Consider the following 23917-nt stretch of genomic DNA (forward strand, 5'->3'; position numbering starts at 1 on the left):
GCATCAATCAGAAGCGGGTGTTCACACTCATGTACCAGGTGCGGCCCGACTCATTGAAGGTGTTGGCCCCTGCCCCGTAGAGGTAAGCGCCGGTTCGTGTATTACCCGTGGTCTGTGCATTGCCCTCACGGAAGTGACGCTTGTCGAACAGGTTATCGACGCCTGCGGTGACGCTGACAGAGGCGTTAATGTCATAGGTGCCACTCATGCCGACCACCGAATAGGGGCTGACCTGATCGGTTGCACTGCCGGTGACGGCGTTACCTTTATAGTCATACTTCTTCGGGACCTGCTTGCCATACCAGGTCAGGGTGGTCTGCAGGGAGAGATCCGCCATCGCCTGCCAGCTGAGCGTAGAGTTGAGCGTATATTCCGGAATCACTGACAGGCGGTCCCCGGTCTCTTTGTTCTTACTCTGCAGCATGTAAGTGAAGTTGTTGTTCCACGTCACGCTGTCGGAGAAGGGAACGTTGATCGTGCCTTCCACGCCTTCGACCAGGGCTTTCGGCACGTTTTCCCATTTGTAGATGTCCGTTTTGCCGTTAGAGGCGGTGCCGGTCGGCACCCTGCCCGCGTCGATCTTGTTGCGGTAGTCGTTACGGAACCAGGTCAGTCCGGCCTGATAGCCGTCACGCTTCCACTCCAGCCCAATCTCCTTGTTGATGCTGTTTTCTGCTTTCAGATCATCATTCCCCATCAGGTAGCAGGCTCCGGTACTGGCGGCGCAGCCCTGGCCGTTGCTGTAGAGCAGATAGTTGGGGTTGGTCTGATAGAGGCTCGGCGCTTTATAAGCACGGGCGATACCCATTTTCAGGGTCAGCTCATCGCCCAGCCCCTGAGACAGGTTGAGCGACGGACTCCAGTTATCGCCCACGATCGAGTGATGATCAAAACGCACTCCCGGCGTCAGCATGGTGCTGTCGGTCAGCTCAATGTTGTCTTCGGCAAACAGCGAGAAAATCTCCGCCTGAGAATAGGGAGAGCGGCCGGTGGTGGCGATCCCCGGAATGGAACCGTAGCTGGCAGCCTGCGTGGTTGACGACGGATCTTTCATCCGCTGCTGATTCCACTCGGTGCCAAAGGTCGCCGTCTGATTCACCAGCCACTCAAACGGCACGCTGATCTCACTGTGCAGCAGCAGATCATCCAGCTGGATGGTGTTGAAATGGCTGTCGGAGAAGATGCCCTCCGTCCCGCCCGCCAGCCCCTCGTTCAGCCGGGAGTTGCGGGTATTCTCATACTGCGCATACGTATTGGTACTGACGCCATTGTCCCAGGCACCGGTCCACCTGACAGAGACATTCTGCCGATAGAGCCGGTTAGTCTCATCGCCATATTTACTTTTCACCAGATCACTGGTGTTGGTGTTCTGCGTATCCCCGGCGTAGAGGTTGCCCTGACGGCTGAAACCGGCTCCCACTTCCAGCGCCTGCATCGGCGCAAAGGCCCAGCGCAGCAGACCATGAATGTCTTTGTTGACTGCGCCTTCCCGGCCCGCCGGATACGATCCGGCATAGCTTCCGGTACGGGCGGCGGCGTGCCCTTCATTGATGTCATACGCATCTGCCTGCGTTTTTGCCAGCCCGCCATAGAGGCGGAAGCTGACATCATCCCCCAGCGGCCCCTCAAGGCTGAAGTTAGTGCGTCGGGAGGCCCCCTCATCCTTATGCTCCGGCACGTTGTAGTAGGCGCTCCACGAGCCGTGCCACTGATGATCCATCTCTTTTCGGGTAATGATGTTCACCACGCCGCCCGCCACCCCGTTACCGTAACGGGCCGCTGCCGGGCCGCGGATCACCTCGATGTGATCGATGATCTCTGGCGGCACCCAGTTGCTGTCGCCGCGCGTGTCACGCTCGCCACGCCAGCCCAGCCGGACGGCATTACGGCTGGTCACCGGCAGACCATCAATCAGGATCAGGGTATTTTCCGGGCCCATGCCGCGGATATCGATCTGACGATTGTTGCCGCGCTGACCGCTGGTGGAGTTACCGGTCAGATTGACGCCCGGCATGGTACGGATGATTTCGGCGACATCGCGCGCCGGCGGGTGCTTTTTGATTTCGTCGGCGGTAATGGTCGAGACACCCGGCGCCTGCAGCGTCTGCTCGGCGGCGGTCACCATCATGGTGCTGTCGTTAAGGCTGTCTGACGCGGTGTTGTTAAGCGCCGGATCGCTGCTGCTGGCCGCCACGGCACCGGCAGAGATGAGAGAGGCGGTGAAACCCAGTTCAATCATAATGGCCAGTGAAAGCCGCGATAACTTTTTCATTTTTCTGTTCCTGGACGACCAGCAGGGATGCCACTGCCAGCGCGCCGGTAAAAAGGTAATGTCCCTGATCCCCTTCCTGCCCGGCTGATTTCAGCACCGCGAGACACCCCGCTGAAAGCCGGTGCGGCAGAGAAAATGCACACACGCCCTGACGAGCGGAAACACCCTATTGCAAATGCAAATAATTATCAATACTATTATTTATATCATTTATGGCACAGATTTCGTCTGTTCGAACGATGGCGCGTATGACCTGGTTAAACGAAGAAACCGGCAGTGAACGCTGGTGGCAACAGCAGCAGCAGCGGGGAATTCCGCTGATTGAACCGGATGACGCGGGCACCTGTCAGGTCACCTTTTTCTGGCGCGATCCGCAGGGCGACACACAGAGCTCGGATACCCGCCGCGTCTGGATCAATATTACCGGCGTGACCGATCATCATCATGCCGCCGCCCCTGTTTCACTCTCTCCGTTGGCCCACACCGATGTCTGGTGGTGGCAAACCACCCTGCCCGCTGACTGGCGTGGCAGCTACTTTCTGATCCCGGATGCGCAGGCTGAGCCGTTTACCGGCCAGAGCGATGCGCAGGCGTTACGGCAGTGGTGGAAGCAGAAATTTCCGCAGGCGCAAAACGACCCGCTCAATCCGCTGCGTGGCTGGGCGGGCGGACGCGGTATGTCACACTCGCCGCTGCACCTGCCTCATGCGCCTGACCAGCAGGTCTGGCGGGCGGTCGATGAAGGCCGCGCCGCCGCGATACCGCTGCAACACTTTCAGTGGCGCAGCAAACGGCTGGGAAACCAGCGTCAGATCTGGATCTGTGTGACCGGCGAGGCCGATGCTGGCGCGCGTCCGCTGGCACTGCTGCTGGATGGACAGTTCTGGGCGCACAGCATGCCGGTTGCCGGTCCGCTTCAGCAGCTCACCGCGGCAGGCGAACTGCCCCCGGCGGTCTATGTCATGATCGACATTATCGATCGTGAACACCGCACGCGCGAGCTGACCTGCAACCCTGACTTCTGGCTGGCCGTTCAGCATGAGCTGCTGCCACAGGTTGCGCACCAGACGCCCTGCCGTATTGACAGCGACCGCACGCTGGTGATCGGCCAGAGTTTTGGCGGCCTCGCTGCCGCTTACGCCACGCTGACCTGGCCCGACACCTTTGCCGGTGCCGTCAGCCTTTCCGGCTCTTTCTGGTGGCCCGGGCGCGACGATCCCAGCGGCTGGCTGCCGCAGCAGTTACAGCAGGGCCTGCTGCAGGCACCGCCACGGCGCTTTTATCTGGAAGCGGGTCGGCGCGAGCGGCTGATTCTGGCCGCAAATCAGCAGTTCCAGCGCGATCTGACCGATGCCGGACATCAGGTCAGCTATCACCCGGTGGAAGGCGGTCACGATGCACTCTGCTGGCGCGGCGGGCTGCTGACCGGCCTGAAAACCCTGTGGCCATCATCCTCATTGGCTTAACGTCCGCCGCCTGCCCGCCACTGCAGGGTGCCACGGGCAGAATCGGGGCGTCAGCGCGCTCCGCGATGGTGGTCAGGAGACTGATATGCAACAACCTCACCCTTTTGACGACCCGCAGCAGGCGTGTCTGGTACTGAAGAACGATCGGCAGCAATACAGCTTATGGCCCACCTTTTGTGCGATCCCGGCCGGGTGGCAGCCGGTATGGGGCCCCGCGCCACAGGCACACTGCCTGACGTGGCTGAATGAACACTGGCACGATATCCGCCCCGTCACCGCAGAAGCCAGCCGGAGCGATCATGTCTGAACTCTCCATGACACCACAGAAAACGCTGCCGCTGGTGGCTGCCCAGCCCGGTATCTGGATCGCTGACCAGCTCTCGCCCTATAGCAATGCCTACGCCGTGGCACATTTTGTGGAACTGCGGGGCGCACTGGACAGCGCGCTGCTCTCCCGCGCTATCGTGGCGGGCATGCAGGAGGCGGACACCCTGAACATGGCCTTTGGCGAGCGGGACGGCGAACCGCTGCAGTGGCCTGTCGCGCAGCATTTCCGCTTACCCGAGGTGATCGATCTGCGCGCCGCCGCCGATCCGCACGCCGCCGCGCGGGCGCGGATGCAGGAAGATTTGTCGGGCGATCTGCGGGTGCTGAGCGGTGCGCCACTCTGCCATCACAGCCTGCTGCGACTGGGTGAGGAGCAGTGGTACTGGTATCAGCGCTACCATCATCTGGTGGTGGATGGTTTCAGCTTTACCGCCCTGACCCGCCGTATCGCCGATCTCTACAGCGCCTGGCAGCGCGGCGACACGCCGCCGCCGACGCCGTTTGTGCCGTTCAGCGAGGTGGTTGAGGAGTATCAGCGCTATCAGCAATCGGCAGCCTGGCAGCGCGACCGCCAGTTCTGGCTGGAGAAAGGCGCAGCGTTACCTGCCCCCGCCTCCCTCTCCCCGCTGCCGCTGGCCGGTCAGCACGCCAGCACGGATCTGCGGCGTCACAGCATCACGGTGGATCGAAGCGCCTTTCAGAAGCTGCTTGAGCACACCGGGCAGCAGAACCTCAGCGCGGCAGATACGGCCGTGGCGCTGGTGGCGCTGTGGCTGGCGCGTCTGACCGGTCAGAACGATTTTGCCGCCGGTTTCATCTTTATGCGCCGCATCGGCTCGGCGGCGCTCTGCGCCACCGGTCCGGTGATCAACGTGCTGCCTCTGGCAGTGCATTACGATCCGGCCCAGCCGCTGGCAGCTCTGGCGGCCCGGCTGGCGGGTGAAGTCAGAAAAATGCGTCGTCATCAGCGCTATGACGCAGAGCAGGTGCAGCGCGATCTGGGTCGTCACGGCGACAGCGATCCGCTTTACGGGCCGGTGATTAACCTGAAGATGTTCGACTACCAGCTCGATTTCGCCGGTACAGCGGGCATCACCCATCAGCTGGCGTCCGGCCCGGTTCGCGATCTGGAGATGGCTATTTATCTGAACGATCAGGGCGATCTGACGCTGGCGCTGCTGGCAAACGTGCAGCGCTACAGTGACGCCCTGGTGCAGCAGCATGCCCGCCGTTTTGATCGGCTGCTCTCCCAGCTTGCCAGCCAGCCCGCGCGTGCCTGTGGCGAGCTGGATATGCTGATGCCGGACGAGCACCGGCAGCTGGCGGCGATCAATCAGACCGCCGTGACGCTTCCCCCGGCCACGCTGAGCAGCCTGCTGCTGCTGCAGGCTGAACGAACGCCGCAGGCACCGGCGCTGACCGATGCGTCGCATCAGCTCAGCTATCAGCAGATGCAGCAGCAGGTCGCCGCGCTGGGACAGCAGCTGATCGCCCGGGGTGTGGCGCGGGGAGATATTGTCGCCGTGGCGCTGCCGCGCTCCGTGTTTTTATCGCTGGCGCTGCAGGCGATCGTCAGCGTGGGGGCCACCTGGCTGCCACTCGACACCGGGTATCCCGACGACCGATTAAAGATGATGCTGGCAGACGCCACGCCAAAAGCGCTGATCACCCGCCGTGAACTGGCTGACCGGCTGGCGGCGCTCTCGCCGGTCACACCGCTGTTTTACGACACGCTGTTACCCCCCGCTGAGGCGATGCCGTCGCAGGCGCCCTCCCCGCAGGATGGCGCGTACCTCATCTACACCTCCGGCTCAACCGGGCGGCCAAAGGGCGTGCTGGTCAGTCACGCCGCGATCGTCAACCGCCTGTTATGGATGCAGGATCGCTATCCGCTGGGTCAGGAGGATGTGGTGTTACAGAAGACGCCGGACAGCTTTGATGTCTCCGTCTGGGAGTTCTTCTGGCCCCTGATCGCCGGTGCGCAGCTGGTGATGGCGCCGCCCGATGCGCACCGCGACCCGGAGGCGCTGAGGCAGCTGTTTGCCCGCTACCGCGTGACCACCACCCACTTTGTTCCATCGATGCTGGCCGCCTTTGTCGCTGCGCTGCAGGAGGAGGCGGCGGCAGCCTGCTGCGCCACCCTGCGTCGGGTCTTCTGCAGCGGTGAAGCACTGCCCGCCGCGCTGTCGCGTCAGTGGCAGACGCTGACCGGGGTGCCGCTGCATAACCTCTATGGCCCGACCGAAGCGGCGGTGGATGTCAGCTACTATCCGGCCTCCGGCGCAGAGCTGGCCGCCGTGCAAGGCGCCAGCGTACCGATTGGCTTCCCGGTCTGGAACACCGGCCTGCGGATCCTGGATGCCCGTCTGCAGCCGGTGCCGCCGGGCATTGCCGGCGATCTCTGGCTGACCGGCGTCCAGCTGGCGCACGGCTATCTGGATCGTCCCGACCTCACGGCCAGCCGCTTTGTGGCCGATCCCTGGGGTGACGGCACCCGGATGTACCGCACCGGCGACGTGGCACGCTGGCTGCCGGATGGCGCAGTGGAATATCTGGGCCGCAGTGACGATCAGCTTAAAATTCGCGGACAGCGCATTGAGCTGAATGAGATCGATCTGGCGATGGCCGCCCTGCCGGGCATCGAGCAGGCGGTGACGCACGCGGCCGTGCTGGGCGGCGGCGGCGATCAGCAGGGTGATGCCCGACAGCTGGTCGGTTATGTCGTTGCCGATGAGACGATTGACGCGGACGCCCTGCGCCAGCGGCTGGCCACCCGGCTGCCCGCGCACATGGTGCCGGTGGCGATTGTTCAGCTGGCGAGCCTGCCGCTCAGCAGCAACGGCAAGCTCGATCGTAAAGCCCTGCCGCTGCCACAGACTCAGGCCAGGATCGCCGGGCGCGCGCCCTGCCCCGGACTGGAAAGCACGCTGGCTCAGGCGTTTGCTTCGCTGCTGGAGCGTGAGTCAGTCAGCGCACAGGATGACTTTTTCTTGCTGGGAGGGCATTCGCTGCTGGCGATGCGTCTGGCGGCGCAGCTGCGCCGGACGCTGGATCAGCCGGTGTCGGTGGGGCAGATTATGGTGGCCTCCACGGTGGAACAGCTGGCGGCTCTGCTCAGCGGCCCCTCTGCCGGGGCGGCCCGCGCCGGGTTTGAGACGGTATTGCCGCTGCGGCGCAGCACGGGCCCGACGCTGTTCTGTTTCCATCCCGCCTCCGGTTTTGCCTGGCAGTTCAGCGCATTAACGCGTTATCTGGACCCGCGCTGGTCGCTGCTGGGCATTCAGTCACCCGACCTCACCAGCCCGCTCAGCCAGGCGCAGCATCTCGATGCGGTGTGTGATGCTCATCTGGCGACGGTGCGACAGCAGCAGCCTCAGGGGCCTTACTATTTCCTGGGCTACTCGCTGGGCGGCACGCTGGCACAGGGGATTGCCGCGCGGCTGGAAGCGGAAGGCGAAACCGTTGCCTTCCTCGGGCTGCTCGACACCTGGCCGCCGGAAACGCAAAACTGGGATGCACGGCGCGGCGAGAACGTGCTGGATCCGGCGGTGCTGGAGGAGGTTAACCGCGAGCGCGAGCAGTTTATCGCGACGCAGCGTCAGCAGGCGGGTGAAGGTATGGAGACGCTGTTCACCACCATTGAGAGCAATTACGCCCGTTCCGTGCGGCTGCTGGCCACGGCGCGCAGTGCCCGTTTCAGCGGACAGGCGACGCTGTTTCTGGCGCAACAGACGCAGCAGCCCGGTCAGGATGCACGTCGCGCCTGGGCACCTTACCTCGGCGGGCTGACGATCTGGCCGCTGGACTGTGCCCATGTAGAGATCGTCTCACCCCGCATGTTTGAACAGATAGGTCCCCGCCTGCAGCAGATACTGGCGTCGCTGAATCCGTAGCCGCCTTCTCCTGCGGAGAGGGTGCCGGTCAGCCTCTTCCGCACGGCACAATCATCGGGGTGCCGGCGACCGGATCGCGGATGATGACGCAGTGCAGGCCGTAGATCGCTTCAATCAGCGCTGGCGTCACAATCTCCGCCGGTTTCCCTTCAGCGATGATTTTTCCGTCACGCATCGCAATCAGGTGGCTGGCGTAACGGCACGCCTGATTAAGATCGTGCAGCACCACCACCAGCGTGCGGCCATGCTGCTGATTGAGATCCTGCATCAGCTCCAGCAGCTCAATCTGATGCGTAATATCCAGCCAGGTGGTGGGTTCATCGAGTAGCAGTAAGGGGGTTTCCTGCGCCAGCACCATCGCGATCCAGACCCGCTGCCGCTGACCGCCGGAGAGCGTATCTACCGGCTGGGCGGCCAGATCGGCCACCCCGGTGGCCTGCATCGCCTGCTGCACCGCCGCCTCATCTTCCTGTCGCCAGCGTCCGAACAGCGTCTGGTGCGGATAACGTCCGCGTGCCACCAGTTCACTGACGCTGATCCCCGCAGGCGCACTGGAACTTTGCGGCAGCAGCCCCAGCCGCCGCGCCACCTCTTTGGTGGCATACCGCGCGATCGTCTGACCATCCAGCAGCACCTCGCCCTGCAGCGGCGTCACCAGCCGGCTCAGGGTGCGCAGCAGCGTCGATTTTCCGCAGGCGTTAGGCCCGATGATGACGGTCAGTTCACCGTCGGGGATCGCGACCGAGAGATGCTCCGCCACGATCTTTTTGTCGTAACCCAGCGTCAGCGCCTTACCCTGCAAACGTGTTTTCTCTCTCACTGGCGTCGCGCCTCCCGTATCAGCAGAGCAATCAGATAGAGTCCGCCCAGGCTGACGGTAATGACACCGACCGGCAGCTGATAAGGCAGGAAAAGGTGCTGTGCGGCGTAGTCTGCGGCGATTAACAGCAGCGCACCGCACAGCGCAGCCAGCGGCAGTGCGCCTTTGACTCCCCCGCAAAGACGCCGTGCAATCTGCGGCGCCAGCAGCGCAATAAAAGAGAGAGGCCCGGCCAGCGCGGTTGAGGCCGCAGTCAGGATCACGCCTGTCAGCATCAGCATGACGCGGCTGCGTTCCACCGGAACCCCTAAGGCGCAGGCGGTGTCATCACCCATCTCCAGCAGACGCATGCGCCGGGCCAGCATTCCCGTCGCCAGCAGCGCCAGCAGCAGCACAACCGTCACGGGAAGCGTCTTCGCCCAGGTGATGCCGTTAAGTGAACCGGCGCTCCAGAGCCCGGCGCTCAGTGCCGCCTCCAGGGAGGCGCTGATAATCAGCCAGCTGTTGAGCGCCATCAGCAGCGCCCGCACGCTGATGCCCACGATAATCAGACGAAAGGTCTCCACGCCGTTGCGCCAGCTGAACAGCCAGACCACCGCCGCCGTAAGCAGCCCGCCCGCCAGTGCCGCCAGCGTCAGGCCCGCCATGTTTTGCTGAAACAGCACCAGCGCGACCAGCACGCCGCTGTATGCCCCGGTGTTGAAACCGAGAATATCGGGGCTGCCCAGCGGGTTACGCAGCAGTGACTGAAAAATCGCGCCACTGACGCCCAGCGCGGCCCCCAGCAGCAGCGCCATCATGACGCGCGGCAGCCGCCACTCCAGCACAATCAGCTGAACATTGCGCGCCGCCTCCCCGCTGAAGAGCGTCCACAACTGCTGCAGAGAGAGGGAGGGGGTGCCGTGTGTCAGCCCCATAAACGCCAGGATGCCGCAGGCCACCAGCAGTAAAAGCGCATTGATTATGATGCGTTTCATCACAGCCCTCTTCCCGGCCGGCGGCGAACCAGCACAATCAGCATCGGCGCACCGAGAATGGCGGTCACAATCGACACGCGCAGCTCGCCCGGCACCAGCAGCCGTCCCAGGATGTCGGCGGCCAGCAGCAGGCAGGGGGTCATCACAAGGGTTCCCGGCAGCAGCCAGCGATGGTCGTTGCCCAGCAGCCAGCGTGCCAGGTGTGGCGTCATTAAGCCAACAAAGGCGATGGGGCCGTCGGCGGCCGTCGCCGCGCCGCTCAGCAGCGCAATCGCCAGCAGGCCCGTCAGCTGCGTTCGCACCACGCGGGTGCCTAGTGCGGTCGCCATATCACCGCCCATGCTCAGGCTGTTCAGTGAACGTGCCAGCAACAGTGCCAGCACGCTGCCGACAGCGACGGCCGGCAAGGTGGCGCGCAGAATCGCGAAACTGCGGATATCCAGCGAGCCGCTATGCCAGAAACGCAGGTGATCGTAGATATCAGGGTTGAGCAGCGACAGCCCGGACGTTAATCCCTCCAGCACCGCACCCAGCGCTACCCCCGCCAGGGTCAGGCGCACCGGACTGACCCGACCGCCGCCCACGGCGCCGGTCAGCGCCACCAGCAGAGAGGCCAGCAGTGCACCGGCAAAGGCGAAGCCCAGCCAGTCAGCCGGGGAGTCTGCGCCGGTCAGGACGATCCCCAGTACGACCGCAAAACCCGCACCGGCGTTAACCCCCAGAATGCCGGGATCGGCCAGAGGATTTCGCGTCAGGCTCTGCATCAGCGCACCCGCCAGTCCCAGGCTGCATCCGGCCAGCACACCCGCCAGGGTGCGCGGCAGCCGGGCGTCACGCACGATGACACAATCGACGCGGGTGCAGTCGGTGAACAGGGCCTGAGTGACCTCATGGAGGGGAATGGGTTTGGCGCCCAGCATCAGACTGAGCGCGAAAAGTAGCAACAGCAGCATCCCTGAACCTGCTATTGCGCGACATTGACGCATAACGTTTAAGCCTTCATCAGAAGAGTCACAGAGAAACCCATGCGATTAAGCGACCGATAAGCCTCATCATTTCTGCAGGTTATCCCGTCTCTCAGACGCCACGACCGTTAACAAACAACGTCTCCAGCCGCGTCAGCAGATTGCTGGCGCTGTAGTAGTCGAGGCGGAAGCTATCCAGCCCCAGTGCATAGACCGCCCTGCTTTTTACTGCCGGGGTCTGCGCCAGGAAAGGGTTGCTCATCACCTGTGCAGTGGTGTTATCGTCGGCGGCAAACAGCAGGTAAGTCTGACCATTCAGGCCCGCCGCCAGATTTTCACCTGACAGCTGAAGAATATCTTTGCGCGTTCCCATACTGTGACCGGCGTGAAGGCTGGCGGGCGGCGTCGCCAGCGTGAAGCCCAGCTGCTGCAGTAACCGGGCCTGCGCTGACGCTGCCGTCCACAGGTTCACGGCCCGCCCGTCGCCGTTCCAGACCATCGCGGAAACCGGCTGCGGCGGCAGCGTCAGCTTCGCCTTCAGCGCCTTTTCGCGTGCCTCAAAAGCGTTTATCCGTGCGGCCGCTTCCGCCTCATGCCCCGTCGCCTTGCCCAGCAGCGTCACCAGTTGCTGCCAGCTTTTATCGTCATAATTGACCACCAGCACCGGCGCAATTGCCGCAAGCTGATCGACCAGTCTGATGGCTGAATCATTGCCGGTGGCGCTGACCACAATCAGATCCGGCGCTTCGGCAGCAATCGCTTCTGCCCGGGGTTCGCCAATGTAGAGACGCTTCACGCCGCGCTGTTTCGCCACCGCGCCCCACTGCCGGAAATAGCCCTGCTCATCCGCCAGGCGACTGCCAGGGGCGGTGGCCCCGCTGGCGACCACCGGCGCATTAATGGCCAGCAGCGACCCGGTCAGGGTCACGCTGGTTGAGACGATTCGGGTCGGTGCCTGCGTCAGGGTAAGATCGCCACTGGCCCCGGTAATGGTGCGCGGCCAGCCCGTCCCGGCCACCGCGCTGACACTGAGCAGGCTGCTCAGAAAAAACAGCACGATCGCTCTGCTAACCCTCTGTTTATTCATACGTTCTTTTCCACACTCGTTCAGATAAGGCCGGCGGCTGTTTATGCTGATCTGACCCGGAGCAGCAGCCGAAGCGCCGCATATGGATTGACAGATCCGGCCAATCCACGTAGCTTAACGCCTAATAATACAAATGATAATCATTATTAGTTATCTTATCATTTCCGGGTGAAAAGTATGGCCGAATCACGCGCATTTGAACATCCCCTGTTGCACGATTTTGCGGCACTCTGCCAGGGTTTCCTGTTTACCTCGCCCTGGCAAAGCCTCACCACACAGGGCTGCTTTACAACGCTGACCACGCCAGTCAGACAGGGTGAACAGCTGACAGGGGATTTTCAGCAGCAGCTTCAGCACCACTTTACCTCGGCCAGAAAGCAGGGCATTGCGCACCCCATCGTGGCAGGTGCCATCCCCTTTGACGTGGCGCAGCCCGCCGCGCTGTTTATCCCGGAGTCCTGGCAGCGCTTTAACCGTGACGATCTGATCGCCCGGGCCTCACTGGCAGACGCCGATCTGCCCATGATTCGTCGCCGTACGGCGTTGCCGGATCAGGCGCGCTTTACCGAGATGGTGGCGCAGGCAGTTGCCGCCACGCGCCGGGGCGACCTGGAGAAAGTGGTGCTGTCGCGGCTGATGGAGATCGTGGCTGAACAGCCGGTTGATACGGCTGCTCTGATGCAGCGCATCGTGGTGCAGAATCCCGGCAGCTATCACTTTCATCTGCCCCTGCCCGGCGGCGGCGCGCTGGTGGGAGCCAGCCCGGAACTACTGATTCGAAAACAGGGTCGCCTGTTCAGCTCCTGTCCCCTGGCCGGCTCGGCCGCACGCAGCCGCGATCCGCAACGCGATCGGGCCTCCGGCGACAGCCTGATGCAGTCGGCGAAGGATCGTCATGAACATCAGCTGGTGACAGATGCGATGCGCGCCACCCTGCAGCCGCGCAGCCGTTTGCTGTCGGTGCCTGAAACACCCTCTCTGCTGACCACGGCCACCCTCTGGCATCTCGCCACGCAGATCCGTGGCGAAGTGCTGGACGAGCGCGAAAATGCACTCTCCCTCGCCTGCCTGCTGCATCCGACGCCGGCGCTCAGCGGCTTTCCGCATCAGCGTGCCCAGGCCCTGATCCAGCGCCTTGAGCCGTTTGAGCGTCAGCTGTTTGGCGGCATCGTCGGCTGGTGTGACGATCATGGCAATGGTGAATGGGTCGTCACCATTCGCTGCGGCACGGTGAAGGGATCTCGGGTACGGCTGTTTGCCGGTGCGGGCATCGTGACGGACTCACAACCTGAAGCAGAGTGGCGTGAAACCGGCGTCAAACTCGACACCCTGCTTCGCGCTTTTGGATTGCAATAAAGGAACCTGCATGACGATCTCCTACAGCCGCTGGCCGGACGACCTGGCCGCCCGTTACCGTGAAAAAGGCTACTGGCTCGACCTGCCGATGACCGACATACTGGATCGCCACCGCGACAACGATAGCGTGGCGGTGATTGAGGACGACAGGCGGTTGACCTACCGCCAACTGGCGGCACTGAGTGACAACCTGGCGGCAGCGTTACAGCGGCGTGGCCTGAAACGGGGTGATACGGCGCTGGTGCAGCTGGGCAACGTGGCAGAATTTTACCTGACACTGTTTGCCCTGTTTAAACTCGGTGTTGCGCCGGTGAATGCCCTGTTCAGCCATCAGCGCACCGAACTGACCGCCTACGCCAGCCAGATTTCGCCCCGCCTGGTGATTGCCGACCGCACGCATCCGCTGTTTGCCGATGACGCTTTTATTGCGCAGCTCCGCCACGATCACCCTTCACTGCAGCAGGTGATCCTGCGCCATGCCTCACCGCCGGAACAGAGCCTTGAAGCGCTGCTGGCCGAACCGGCCGGTGCATTTATGGCCACGCCGACCGCAGGCGACGAGGTAGCCTTTTTCCAGCTCTCTGGCGGCAGTACCGGCACGCCAAAACTGATTCCGCGCACCCATAACGACTACTACTACAGCATCCGTGAAAGTGACGCGATCTGTGGCGTCACCGCCGACACCCGCTATCTCATCGCCCTGCCCGCCGCCCACAACTTCCCGCTGAGTTCGCCGGGCGCGCTGGGCGTCTTTTACGCGGGGGGACAGGTTATTTTAGCCGCCGATCCCAGTGCGACAGCCTGCTTTCCCCTGATTGAAAAACATCAGGTGACCGATACCGGCCTGGTTCCGCCTGCCGCCAGCCTCTGGCTGCTGGCACTTCAGGAATCGGACAGCAAGGCGGCACTGGCTTCTCTGCAGCGCATGCAGGTGGGGGGCGCTAAGCTGGGCGAAACGCTGGCTGCACGCATACAGCATGAGATCGGCTGCACCCTGCAGCAGGTCTTTGGCATGGCCGAAGGACTGGTGAACTACACCCGGCTGGATGATGATCCGCAGACCATCCTCACCACACAGGGACGCCCGATCTCCCCGGATGATGAGGTCTGGGTTGCCGACGAGCAGGGTCATCCTCTGCCCGTGGGGGCCACCGGTCGTCTGATGACGCGCGGCCCCTACACCTTTCGCGGCTACTACAACAGTCCGGAACACAACGCCGCCAGTTTCGACGAACGGGGCTTTTACTGTTCCGGTGACCTGGTTGAGATCACCCCTGACGGCAACCTTATCGTGCAGGGTCGGGAGAAAGATCAGATCAACCGGGGTGGCGAGAAGATCGCCGCGGAAGAGATCGAAAACCTGCTGCAGCAACACGCCGATGTGATCCACGCGGCACTGGTCTCCATGAGCGATCCGCTGCTGGGTGAAAAAAGCTGCGCGTTTATCGTCACCCGTCAGCCGGTAAAACCGGCGGCGCTGCGGCGCCACCTGCGTGAACTGGGTGTCGCAGAATTTAAGCTCCCTGACCGCATTACCTGCGTAGATGCCCTGCCACTGACCCCGGTCGGCAAGGTCGATAAAAAACGTCTGCGCCAGCATCTTGCCGATCAACACGCGTAAGCCCGATCTGTCCGGAGAATTTTTATGACTATTCCACAACTGACCTCCTATCCACTGCCCGCCGCCACCGAGTTGCCGAATAACCGGGTTAAATGGGCGCTGGAGCCGGGCCGGGCCGCCCTGCTCATCCACGATATGCAGCGCTATTTTCTCAGCTTCTGGGGAGAGAACAGCCCGCTGATTGAGCAGGTCGTCGGCAATATTGCCCGCCTGCGTCGCTACTGCAAAGCGCAGGGCATTCCGGTGTTTTACACCGCCCAGCCGACGGCGCAGAGCGATGCGGATCGCGCCCTGCTCAACGATATGTGGGGACCGGGCCTGAATAAACATCCCGACCAGCAGAGGATCGTGGCGGCGCTGGCCCCCGACGAGGACGACCAGGTGCTGACCAAGTGGCGCTACAGCGCCTTTCATCGTTCCCCGCTGGAGGCGATCCTGAAGGAGATGGGCCGCGATCAGCTGATTATAACGGGCGTCTATGCCCATATCGGCTGCCTGACCACCGCCACGGATGCCTTTATGCGTGATATTCAGCCGTTTATGGTGGCCGATGCGCTGGCTGATTTCAGCCGCGAGGAGCATATGATGGCGCTGACTTACACCGCCGGCCGCAGCGGAAAAGTGGTGATGACGGCTGATATGATGCCGGTCCCTCTCAGCAAAGCGGATCTGCGCGCGCTCGTCCTGCCGCTGCTGGAGGATGATGAGGTGCCGGAAGATGATGAAAACCTGATCGATTATGGTCTGGATTCGGTGCGCGTCATGGCGCTGGCGGCACGCTGGCGTCAGGTTCACCGGGATATCGACTTTGTTACGCTGGCGAAAAATCCGAGCATCGATGGCTGGTGGGCGCTGCTGTCGCGGGAGCTCACTCAATGAGCCACACCTTCGACTTCAGCGGTCGCGTTGTCTGGGTAACCGGAGCCGGTCAGGGCATTGGTTATCAGAGTGCGCTGGCCTTTCATCGGGCAGGCGCGCAGGTGGAAGCCTTTGACCTGCAGTTTGCGCGGCAGGATTATCCGTTTCGCTGTCATCGCCTGGATGTGGCCGATCCGGATCAGGTAGAAACGATCTGTCAGCGCGTGCTGGCAACGCAACCGCGCATTGATGTGCTGGTCAACGCGGCGGGCATTTTGCGCGTCGGCGCCACCGATACGCTCTCCTTCGCTGACTGGCAGGCGTGCCTGAACGTCAACGCGGGCGGCGCCTTTAACCTGTTTCAGCAGACGCTGCCGCGCTTTCGCCAGCAGCGCGCCGGGGCCATCGTCACCGTGGCGTCTAACGCGGCGCACGCGCCGCGAATCGGCATGTCGGCCTACGGCGCATCGAAAGCGGCACTGCGCAGCCTCTGTCTGACCGTGGGGCTGGAAATGGCCCCTTTTGGCGTTCGCTGTAATATCGTTTCACCCGGCTCCACCGACACCGCCATGCAGCGCAGCCTGTGGCAGACCCCCGGCGGCGAGCAGGAAATGATCGCCGGTTTTCCGGATCAGTTTAAGCTGGGGATCCCGCTGGGCAAGATCGCGCAGCCGCAGGAAATTGCGGCCACCGTGCTGTTTCTCGCATCAGACCTGGCCAGCCATGTGACCCTGCAGGATATCGTGGTCGACGGCGGCGCAACTCTGGGAGCCTGAAAATGTCTGCGATCTGGAAACGATCCTTCGATCTTCCCGCCCTGAATGCACTGGGCGAGCAGTCGCTGGTCGCCCATCTCGGGATCGTCTTTACCGTGATAGGCGAGGATTACCTGGAAGCGACGATGCCGGTGGATGCGCGCACGCACCAGCCATTTGGCCTGCTGCATGGCGGGGCTTCCGTGGTGCTGGCGGAGTCGATGGGCTCTATGGCCGGGTATATGGCGGTGGAAGAAGGCAGCAGCGTGGTGGGTGTCGAAGTCAATGCCAGCCATCTGCGTGCGGTGTCAGCCGGGACAGTGCGGGGGATCTGTCGCCCCCTGCATCTGGGCAGACGCAGTCAGAGCTGGCAGATCGAGATCCGTAACGGCCGGGATCAGTTGTGCTGCAGTGCGCGACTCAGCGTGGCAGTGATGAGCAGCTGAAAAAAAAAGCCCCCCTTTCGGTCGGAAAGAGGGGCTTTGCCGGTCAGCCTGTGGCCGCGTCGTGGTTAGCGCTGATAGATAATTTCGACGCCTTCGTCGTCTTCATCATCCCAGTCGTCATCCCACTCTTCATCTTCCACTTCTGTCGCATTTTCAAGGGTTTCTTTGTGGTAATCGTCCCACATGAACTCCACTTTCTCCGGCTGCTTCTCTTCGAGCTCGGCTTCTTTCGGGTTGGCGTTGATGAAGCTCATCACATCCCAGCAGAGTTCGTTGACGCCGGTACGGCTGGCGGCAGAGATCAGGTAATACTTATCTTCCCAGCCCAGCGCCTCAGCGACCGCTTTGGCACGTGCCTGCGCTTCTTCTTCACCAATCAGGTCCACTTTGTTGAAGACCAGCCAGCGCGGTTTGTTGAACAGCTTCTCGCTGTACTTTTCCAGTTCGCCAAGAATGATGCGGGCGTTTTCAACCGGATCGCTTTCATCGATCGGATCGATGTCGATCAGGTGCAGCAACACGCGGCAGCGCTCCAGGTGCTTCAGGAAGCGGATCCCGAGACCGGCACCCTCAGCGGCGCCTTCAATCAGGCCCGGAATATCGGCCACGACAAAGCTCTGCTCGCTGTCCATACGTACCACGCCCAGGCTTGGCACCAGGGTGGTAAACGGATAGTCCGCCACTTTTGGCTTGGCGGCCGACACGGCGCGAATAAAGGTGGATTTACCGGCATTCGGTAAGCCCAGCATGCCGACGTCCGCCAGCAGCATCAGCTCAAGCTGCAGGTCGCGCTTCTCACCCGGGGTTCCCATGGTTTTCTGGCGCGGGCTGCGGTTCACTGACGATTTAAAACGGGTGTTGCCCAGGCCATGCCAGCCGCCTTTACCGACCATCAGTTTCTGGCCGTGACGCGTCATGTCGCCTAAGGTCTCGCCGGTTCCCTGGTCGATAACCCGGGTGCCGACCGGAACTTTGATTTCGATATCTTTACCGCGTTTACCGGTACAGTCGCGGCTCTGGCCATTCTGCCCGCGTTCAGCGCGGAACGATTTCTCGAAACGATAATCGATAAGGGTATTGAGGTTTTCATCGGCGATCAGATAAACGTCGCCGCCGTCACCGCCATCACCCCCGTCAGGGCCGCCCTTCGGGATATATTTTTCGCGGCGGAAGCTGACGCATCCATTACCGCCATCACCCGCGACGACCAGAATTGTCGCTTCATCAACAAACTTCATTTTCAATCTCCGTCACACAATCGCCTGCAGCACTCTGCAGACGGGTCCGCCAGGGTCTTCTGCGCTGACCAGCGGCGGATAAATCAGGACTGGCTGTCGCCAGTGTGTACATAAAGTGTACAGCAAACTTCAGTGAGGCGTCGCTTTTACCGCGACAGAGCGCAGAATGTAAAAAGCCCCGCAGGAGCTGCGGGGCCTTTAATTCGTGCGTTCAGACGTTAAACGTCTGCGTCACGACAACCTTACTCAGCAACGATGCTGATGTATTTACGGTTGTTCGGACCTTTAACTTCGAATTTTACTTTGCCGTCTGCGGTAGCGAACAGGGTGTGGTCACGACCACAACCTACGTTGCTGCCTGCGTGGAATTTGGTGCCACGCTGACGAACGATGATGCTACCTGCCAGAACAGATTCACCACCAAAACGCTTAACACCCAGACGTTTTGCATTGGAGTCACGACCATTTCGAGTCGAACCACCAGCCTTTTTATGTGCCATTTGTCAGATCTCCTCTTACGCCGTGATACCAGTGATTTTCACATCAGTGAACCACTGGCGATGGCCAGCCTGCTTACGGTAGTGCTTACGACGACGAAACTTAACGATCTTAATTTTCTCGCCACGACCGTGAGCAACAACTTCTGCCTTGATCATACCGCCTGAAACCAGTGGCGCGCCGATTTTCACGTCTTCGCCATTAGCAATCATCAGAACCTGGTCAAACTCGATGGTTTCACCGGTTGCGATGTCCAGCTTTTCCAGGCGAACGGTCTGACCTTCGCTTACTCGGTGTTGTTTACCACCACTTTGGAAAACCGCGTACATATAAAACTCCGCTTCTGCGCTTGCCTTTTAGTTCATCAGGCGGCGCGCTAAATATTCACAATAGGGCGCGAATTCTACGCAAAACTCCAGAAGAAGACAAGAGCACTTTGCACACTCTTGCAGAAAAAAAACACAGGCTGAACGCAACCGTTTCTCAGGCTGAAAATTCAAGTACAATCAGTAACAGATTACCTGAACGCTGGCTGGGTAAAAGCACTTACCATGGCAGAGATAACGAGTCATAGCTGAAAAGACGAATGAACTTAGAACAGATCAACGAATTAACCGCACAGGATATGGCTGCCGTTAACCAGACCATCCTCGACCAGCTGAATTCAGATGTCTCGCTCATCAACCAGTTGGGCTACTACATCATCAGTGGTGGGGGTAAGCGTATCCGTCCCATGATCGCCGTGCTCTCCGCACGCGCCATGGGCTACAAGGGCGACCTGCACGTGACCAATGCGGCGCTGATCGAATTTATCCACACCGCCACGCTGCTGCATGACGATGTCGTGGATGAATCCGATATGCGTCGTGGCAAAGCGACCGCGAACGCGGCGTTTGGCAATGCGGCAAGCGTGCTGGTCGGGGATTTTATTTACACCCGCGCCTTCCAGATGATGACCAGCATGGGGTCGCTGCGTATCCTGGCGCTGATGTCAGAAGCGGTCAACGTGATAGCCGAGGGCGAAGTCCTGCAGCTGATGAACGTGAACGATCCTGACATCACCGAAGAGAGCTACATGCGCGTGATTTACAGCAAGACCGCGCGCCTGTTTGAAGCCGCGTCGCAGGCTTCTGCGATCCTGGCTGACGCCACGCCGGAAGAGGAGAAAGCGCTGCAGGATTATGGACGCTATCTGGGCACGGCTTTCCAGTTAATCGACGATTTGCTGGATTACAGTGCGGATGGAGAGACGCTGGGTAAAAACACCGGCGACGACCTGAGCGAAGGGAAACCGACGCTGCCGCTGCTGCATGCAATGCAGAACGGCTCACCTGAGCAGGCGAAGATGATCCGCGAAGCCATTGAGCAGGGTAATGGCCGCCATCTGCTGGAACCGGTACTGGAAGCGATGCACCAGTGCGGCTCGCTGGAGTGGACCCGCACCCGCGCCGAACAGGAAGCGGACAAGGCGATTGCCGCTCTGCGCATTCTGCCTGAATCACCCTGGCGCAGTGCGCTGGAGTCGCTGGCGCATATGTCAGTTCAGCGCGATTTCTGATTCCCTACGGAGCCTCCCTGGCTCCGTTTCTCCTCCCCGCTCTCACTTCTTTATGTTCGCTCATTGCTGTTGCATGCCTTTTGCGGGCTGTCACACAGACCCGACGCTGACGCCAAATATTACTGGAAATTAATGGAAACTATTTGCTATAAAAAACGCTTAATTTCCAGATAACAGTAAAAAGGTAAGCCAACGTCCCGGTGGACGACACAAAGACAAGGAGAACGGGTTATGCAAAAAAGGATGGAAGACTGGCACCCGGCTGACATTATCGCAGCCCTGCACAAACGCGGTACGACGCTGGCCGCACTGTCACGCTCGGCCGGCCTCAGCTCATCAACACTCGCGAATGCGCTGACGCGCCCGTGGCCAAAAGGCGAATGGCTGATCGCCGAGGCGATCGAGGTGCATCCCAGCGAGATCTGGCCCAGCCGCTACTACGATCCTGACACGCACCGCCTGCTGGATCGCAAAAAACGTATCCGGATCCCCGCCGATCTTTCCGGCACGCCCTGAGATCGACAGGCGAAAAAAAACCAGCCCCGCAAAGGGCTGGTTCTTTCAGCGCATACCTGAGATTACTCTTCGCTGACGCGCTCGATATTCGCACCCATCGCTTTCAGCTTATCTTCGATATGCTCATAGCCACGATCGATGTGATAAATGCGATCGACGAATGTCGTGCCTTCCGCGATACAGCCAGCCAGAACCAGGCTGGCAGAAGCACGCAAATCGGTCGCCATCACCTGCGCACCGGACAGGGTTTCCACCCCGTGACAGATCGCGGTGTTGCTCTCGATCTCCGCATGGCCGCCCATACGAATCAGTTCCGGGATGTGCATGAAACGGTTTTCGAAAATGGTTTCGGTAATCACGCCGGTGCCTTCCGCCACCATATTCAGCAGGGTGAACTGCGCCTGCATATCGGTCGGGAAACCCGGGTGTGGCGCGGTGCGCACATTGACCGCTTTAGGGCGTTTGCCGTGCATATCGAGACTGATCCAGTCTTCGCCGGTTTCGATATCGGCACCGGCATCACGCAGCTTAGAGAGAACCGCATCCATCGTATCGGGCTGAGCCTTGTGGCACATCACTTTGCCGCCTGAAATGGCGGCTGCCACCAGGAAGGTGCCGGCTTCGATGCGGTCCGGCAGAACGCGGTAAACACCGCCGCCCAGACGCTCGACGCCTTCGATGGTGATCTTGTCGGTGCCTGCGCCGCTGATGCGGGCACCCAGCGTGTTAAGGAAGTTGGCGGTATCGACAATTTCCGGCTCCCGCGCCGCATTCTCAATCACGGTGGTGCCGGTCGCCAGGGTTGCCGCACTCATGATAGTGACGGTTGCGCCGACGCTGATCTTGTCCATGACAATCAGCGCGCCCTTCAGGCGGCCGTTGACGGACGCCTTGACGTAGCCCTCTTCCAGCTTAATCTCGGCACCCAGCTGTTCCAGGCCGGTGATATGCAGGTCAACCGGACGCGCACCAATCGCGCAGCCGCCCGGCAGCGAAACCTGACCCTGACCAAAACGCGCCACCAGCGGGCCCAGCGCCCAGATGGAGGCGCGCATGGTTTTCACCAGATCGTAAGGCGCACAAAATACATCGACCGCGCTGGCATCGACATGCACAGAACCGTTGCGCTCCACCTTCGCACCCAGCTGGCTCAGCAGCTTCATGGTGGTATCAATGTCGCGCAGCTTTGGCACATTCTGGATCTCTACCGGCTCTTCAGCCAGCAGGGCAGCAAACAGAATAGGTAGCGCGGCGTTCTTCGCCCCGGAAATGGTTACTTCACCACTTAAGCGGGTGGGGCCTTGCACACGAAATTTGTCCATTAACACGGCTCTCAATTAACTAGCTAAAGATGGGACTCGCTTACCACGAGTGCACCACGCTGAGGGATCAGAAACCGTTGAGTTTACGGTCGCGCGCCCATTCAGCGGGAGTATAGGTTTTGATAGAGACAGCATGAATGCGGTTGTCCGCGATGTATTCCATCAGCGGCGCGTAGACAGCCTGCTGTTTTTTCACGCGGCTCAGCTCGCCAAACAGTTCGCCTACGGCGATCACCTGAAAATGGCTGCCATCGTTGCTCATCACATGCACTTCATCTAAAGGCAGCGCTGCCATCAGCACGGCCTGAATTTCACTGTTTTCCATTGTGCTTAACTTCACTTAATAATAATAAGGCTGACATAGTAGAGGAAAGCGGCTGACTCTTAAATACGCAAAAGCCCCTGTTGAAAACAGGGGCTTAGCATAACAAGCGGAAATCAGGCGCTTTTATCCGCAGAAACAATAATCTGTTGCAGATTGTAAAGCGTAATCAGCGACTGCAGTTTGTCGCTGATACCGGCAAAGCGCGGGGTGCTCCCCTGCGCCCGTGCGATTTCCCGCAGGTGCACCAGCAGAGCGAGGCCGGAAGAGTCAACCCGGTTCAGCGCCGCGACGTCGATCGTCTCGACGCCGCGAATCAGCGTTTCACGCTGCTGCCAGAGGCCCATCAGGGTGTCGCGATCCAGCTCGCCTTTCAGTAATAGCGTGCTGGCTTCGCGCTCCCAGCGTAACGATTCGTGCATTATTGTTGTTTATCCAGCGTGATTGGCTGTGACGCAGACGATTTGAGCTGCGCCGTCAGACCATCGATACCTTTGGTCCGTAACAGATCGCTCCACTCATTCTGTTTGGTGGTGATCATGCTGACGCCTTCGGCAATCATGTCATAAGCCTGCCAGTTGCCAGTCTGGCTGTTTTTACGCCACTGAAAGTCGAGGCGAACCGGCGGACGGCCATTAGGATCGATGATAGTGACGCGAATCGCCACAATTTTGGCGTCGCCCAGCGGCTGCTCAGGCTGGATCTGGTAGCTCTGGCCATTGTAGAGGGCCAGTGCCTGACCATAAGCCTGGGCCAGATAGTCGCCAAAAGCGCTGAAGTAAGCTTCGCGCTGGGCCGGTGTTGAGTCACGATAGTAGCGACCCAGCACTAATGCGCCCGCATATTTGATCTGCACGTAAGGCAGCAGTTCCTGACGCACAATCTGACGCAGGTAGTTGGGGTCCTGCTTGATTTTTGGCTGCTCATTTTTCAGACGGCTGAAGGTCTTTTGCGCCGCTTCGTTCATCAGCTTGTAGGGATTGCTCTGGTCGGCTGCCGTTGCCGTCAGCGGGACCGCAACCACCAGCATGGCAATCATCAGTAAACGTTTAAACATGGTATGCCCTCTTCTTTAAGGTTGAGCCGGTTCCGCAGGCGCGGCACTGCTGCCATCCTGCGCATCCTTGCCCTCATTTTTTTGTTTGTTGTCGCCGCTCTTGTAAAGGAACTGACCGATCAGATCTTCAAGCACCATCGCCGATTTGGTGTCGCGCAGCGTATCGCCATCTTTCAGCATCGCCGAACCAAGCTCAGGGTCGTCAAAGCCTAAGTTAAGCGCCAGGAACTGCTCACCCAGCAGACCCTGGGTGCGAATCGCCAGCGAACTGGTATCTGAAATTTTATTCGCGTACTGATCGCTGATCTCCATCGTGACGCGCGGCAGCAGGGTCTTCGGTTCAAGCTCGATATCCGTCACCCGGCCAATCACTACGCCGCCGATTTTGACCGGCGAACTGGCTTTGAGGCCGCCAATATTGTCAAAGGTCGCGTAGAGTTTCCACGTCGGCTCCGTGCCCATCGACTTCAGGTCGGCGACGCGCAGACAGAGAAACAGCGCGGCGATCAGCGCCATAATCATAAAAATGCCAACCCAGATTTCGCTTTTTTTGCTTTGCATTG

23 protein-coding genes are annotated in these 23917 nt (G+C 60.7%); 10 read left to right on the top strand and 13 right to left on the bottom strand.

Annotation, left to right across the window (positions count from 1 at the left end):
• Positions 1–7: 7 nt before the first annotated feature.
• Positions 8–2272, bottom strand: a complete 2265-nt coding sequence (locus FJW00_RS05390) for a TonB-dependent siderophore receptor (protein WP_140923230.1) — start codon at positions 2270–2272, stop codon at positions 8–10.
• A gap of 239 nt (positions 2273–2511) precedes the next feature.
• On the opposite strand from FJW00_RS05390, the gene fes reads away from it, so the two are divergent.
• The 3 genes from fes to FJW00_RS05405 all read left to right on the top strand — a co-directional run bounded on the left by fes (position 2512) and on the right by FJW00_RS05405 (position 7958).
• Positions 2512–3738, top strand: coding sequence for an enterochelin esterase (gene fes, locus FJW00_RS05395; protein WP_140923231.1), 1227 nt, complete (start codon positions 2512–2514; stop codon positions 3736–3738).
• An 85-nt stretch (positions 3739–3823) separates the two neighbouring features.
• Positions 3824–4045, top strand: coding sequence for an MbtH family protein (locus FJW00_RS05400; protein WP_009092432.1), 222 nt, complete (start codon positions 3824–3826; stop codon positions 4043–4045).
• Complete coding sequence (locus tag FJW00_RS05405; RefSeq protein WP_140923232.1) at positions 4038–7958, top strand: enterobactin synthase subunit F; 3921 nt, start codon at positions 4038–4040, stop codon at positions 7956–7958. Before FJW00_RS05400 ends, FJW00_RS05405 begins: the two co-directional genes overlap by 8 nt.
• A gap of 28 nt (positions 7959–7986) precedes the next feature.
• Here the strand turns inward: FJW00_RS05405 and FJW00_RS05410 are convergent, their stop codons facing one another.
• The 4 genes from FJW00_RS05410 to fepB form a co-directional block, all read right to left on the bottom strand.
• On the bottom strand, positions 7987–8778 hold the full coding sequence (locus tag FJW00_RS05410; RefSeq protein WP_140923233.1) for an ATP-binding cassette domain-containing protein: 792 nt from the start codon (positions 8776–8778) through the stop codon (positions 7987–7989).
• Positions 8775–9755 (bottom strand): iron-enterobactin ABC transporter permease, encoded by a 981-nt coding sequence (gene fepG, locus FJW00_RS05415; RefSeq protein WP_181405352.1) that lies wholly within the window; start codon positions 9753–9755, stop codon positions 8775–8777. Before fepG ends, FJW00_RS05410 begins: the two co-directional genes overlap by 4 nt.
• Positions 9755–10741 (bottom strand): Fe(3+)-siderophore ABC transporter permease, encoded by a 987-nt coding sequence (gene fepD, locus FJW00_RS05420; RefSeq protein ID WP_140923235.1) that lies wholly within the window; start codon positions 10739–10741, stop codon positions 9755–9757. The genes fepG and fepD overlap by 1 nt, the downstream gene beginning before the upstream one ends.
• 91 nt (positions 10742–10832) lie before the next feature.
• Positions 10833–11807 (bottom strand): Fe2+-enterobactin ABC transporter substrate-binding protein, encoded by a 975-nt coding sequence (fepB, locus tag FJW00_RS05425; protein ID WP_140923236.1) that lies wholly within the window; start codon positions 11805–11807, stop codon positions 10833–10835.
• Between the two features lie 177 nt (positions 11808–11984).
• Between fepB and FJW00_RS05430 the strand changes: the two genes are divergently transcribed.
• Genes FJW00_RS05430 through FJW00_RS05450 form a run of 5 tightly spaced genes read left to right on the top strand, consistent with a single transcriptional unit; the run spans position 11985 to position 16843 of the window.
• Positions 11985–13163, top strand: coding sequence for an isochorismate synthase (locus FJW00_RS05430; protein WP_140923237.1), 1179 nt, complete (start codon positions 11985–11987; stop codon positions 13161–13163).
• A gap of 10 nt (positions 13164–13173) precedes the next feature.
• The gene (locus FJW00_RS05435; protein WP_140923238.1) at positions 13174–14784 is read left to right on the top strand and encodes a (2,3-dihydroxybenzoyl)adenylate synthase; all 1611 of its coding nucleotides are present in this window, start codon (positions 13174–13176) and stop codon (positions 14782–14784) included.
• A 24-nt stretch (positions 14785–14808) separates the two neighbouring features.
• Entirely contained in the window at positions 14809–15663 is an 855-nt protein-coding gene (locus FJW00_RS05440) for an isochorismatase family protein (protein ID WP_046101079.1), read from the top strand.
• Entirely contained in the window at positions 15660–16418 is a 759-nt protein-coding gene (gene dhbA, locus FJW00_RS05445) for a 2,3-dihydro-2,3-dihydroxybenzoate dehydrogenase (RefSeq protein ID WP_140028756.1), read from the top strand. Before FJW00_RS05440 ends, dhbA begins: the two co-directional genes overlap by 4 nt.
• Positions 16419–16420: 2 nt before the next feature.
• Positions 16421–16843 carry a hotdog fold thioesterase gene (locus FJW00_RS05450; protein ID WP_046101077.1) on the top strand — a complete coding sequence of 141 codons (423 nt, stop codon included), beginning with the start codon at positions 16421–16423 and terminating at the stop codon, positions 16841–16843.
• A gap of 65 nt (positions 16844–16908) precedes the next feature.
• Here the strand turns inward: FJW00_RS05450 and cgtA are convergent, their stop codons facing one another.
• From cgtA to rplU, 3 genes are all read right to left on the bottom strand, one after another.
• Positions 16909–18081, bottom strand: a complete 1173-nt coding sequence (gene cgtA, locus FJW00_RS05455; protein ID WP_009092447.1) for an Obg family GTPase CgtA — start codon at positions 18079–18081, stop codon at positions 16909–16911.
• A gap of 242 nt (positions 18082–18323) precedes the next feature.
• Positions 18324–18581, bottom strand: coding sequence for a 50S ribosomal protein L27 (gene rpmA / locus FJW00_RS05460; RefSeq protein WP_009092448.1), 258 nt, complete (start codon positions 18579–18581; stop codon positions 18324–18326).
• 15 nt (positions 18582–18596) lie between these two features.
• Positions 18597–18908 carry a 50S ribosomal protein L21 gene (gene rplU / locus FJW00_RS05465; protein ID WP_008925416.1) on the bottom strand — a complete coding sequence of 104 codons (312 nt, stop codon included), beginning with the start codon at positions 18906–18908 and terminating at the stop codon, positions 18597–18599.
• Between the two features lie 257 nt (positions 18909–19165).
• Here rplU and ispB point away from each other — a divergent pair, with 257 nt between their 5' ends.
• Both ispB and FJW00_RS05475 read left to right on the top strand, forming a co-directional pair.
• Positions 19166–20137 (top strand): octaprenyl diphosphate synthase, encoded by a 972-nt coding sequence (ispB, locus tag FJW00_RS05470; RefSeq protein WP_009092450.1) that lies wholly within the window; start codon positions 19166–19168, stop codon positions 20135–20137.
• A 231-nt stretch (positions 20138–20368) separates the two neighbouring features.
• On the top strand, positions 20369–20653 hold the full coding sequence (locus FJW00_RS05475; RefSeq protein WP_033736431.1) for a helix-turn-helix domain-containing protein: 285 nt from the start codon (positions 20369–20371) through the stop codon (positions 20651–20653).
• A 62-nt stretch (positions 20654–20715) separates the two neighbouring features.
• Here FJW00_RS05475 and murA read toward each other — a convergent pair whose 3' ends face one another.
• The 5 genes from murA to mlaD all read right to left on the bottom strand — a co-directional run bounded on the left by murA (position 20716) and on the right by mlaD (position 23915).
• Complete coding sequence (gene murA / locus FJW00_RS05480) at positions 20716–21975, bottom strand: UDP-N-acetylglucosamine 1-carboxyvinyltransferase (protein WP_009092454.1); 1260 nt, start codon at positions 21973–21975, stop codon at positions 20716–20718.
• A gap of 67 nt (positions 21976–22042) precedes the next feature.
• Positions 22043–22300, bottom strand: a complete 258-nt coding sequence (ibaG, locus tag FJW00_RS05485; RefSeq protein WP_009092456.1) for a BolA family iron metabolism protein IbaG — start codon at positions 22298–22300, stop codon at positions 22043–22045.
• A gap of 113 nt (positions 22301–22413) precedes the next feature.
• A complete protein-coding gene (gene mlaB / locus FJW00_RS05490; protein ID WP_046101075.1) occupies positions 22414–22719 on the bottom strand; it encodes a lipid asymmetry maintenance protein MlaB in 306 nt (101 codons plus the stop codon).
• Positions 22719–23354 carry a phospholipid-binding protein MlaC gene (gene mlaC / locus FJW00_RS05495; RefSeq protein ID WP_009092458.1) on the bottom strand — a complete coding sequence of 212 codons (636 nt, stop codon included), beginning with the start codon at positions 23352–23354 and terminating at the stop codon, positions 22719–22721. Before mlaC ends, mlaB begins: the two co-directional genes overlap by 1 nt.
• A 15-nt stretch (positions 23355–23369) precedes the next feature.
• Entirely contained in the window at positions 23370–23915 is a 546-nt protein-coding gene (mlaD, locus tag FJW00_RS05500) for an outer membrane lipid asymmetry maintenance protein MlaD (RefSeq protein WP_009092459.1), read from the bottom strand.
• Between the last annotated feature and the right edge of the window lie 2 nt (positions 23916–23917).

It is taken from the genome of Pantoea anthophila (assembly GCF_006494375.1).
Lineage (GTDB): Bacteria > Pseudomonadota > Gammaproteobacteria > Enterobacterales > Enterobacteriaceae > Pantoea > Pantoea anthophila.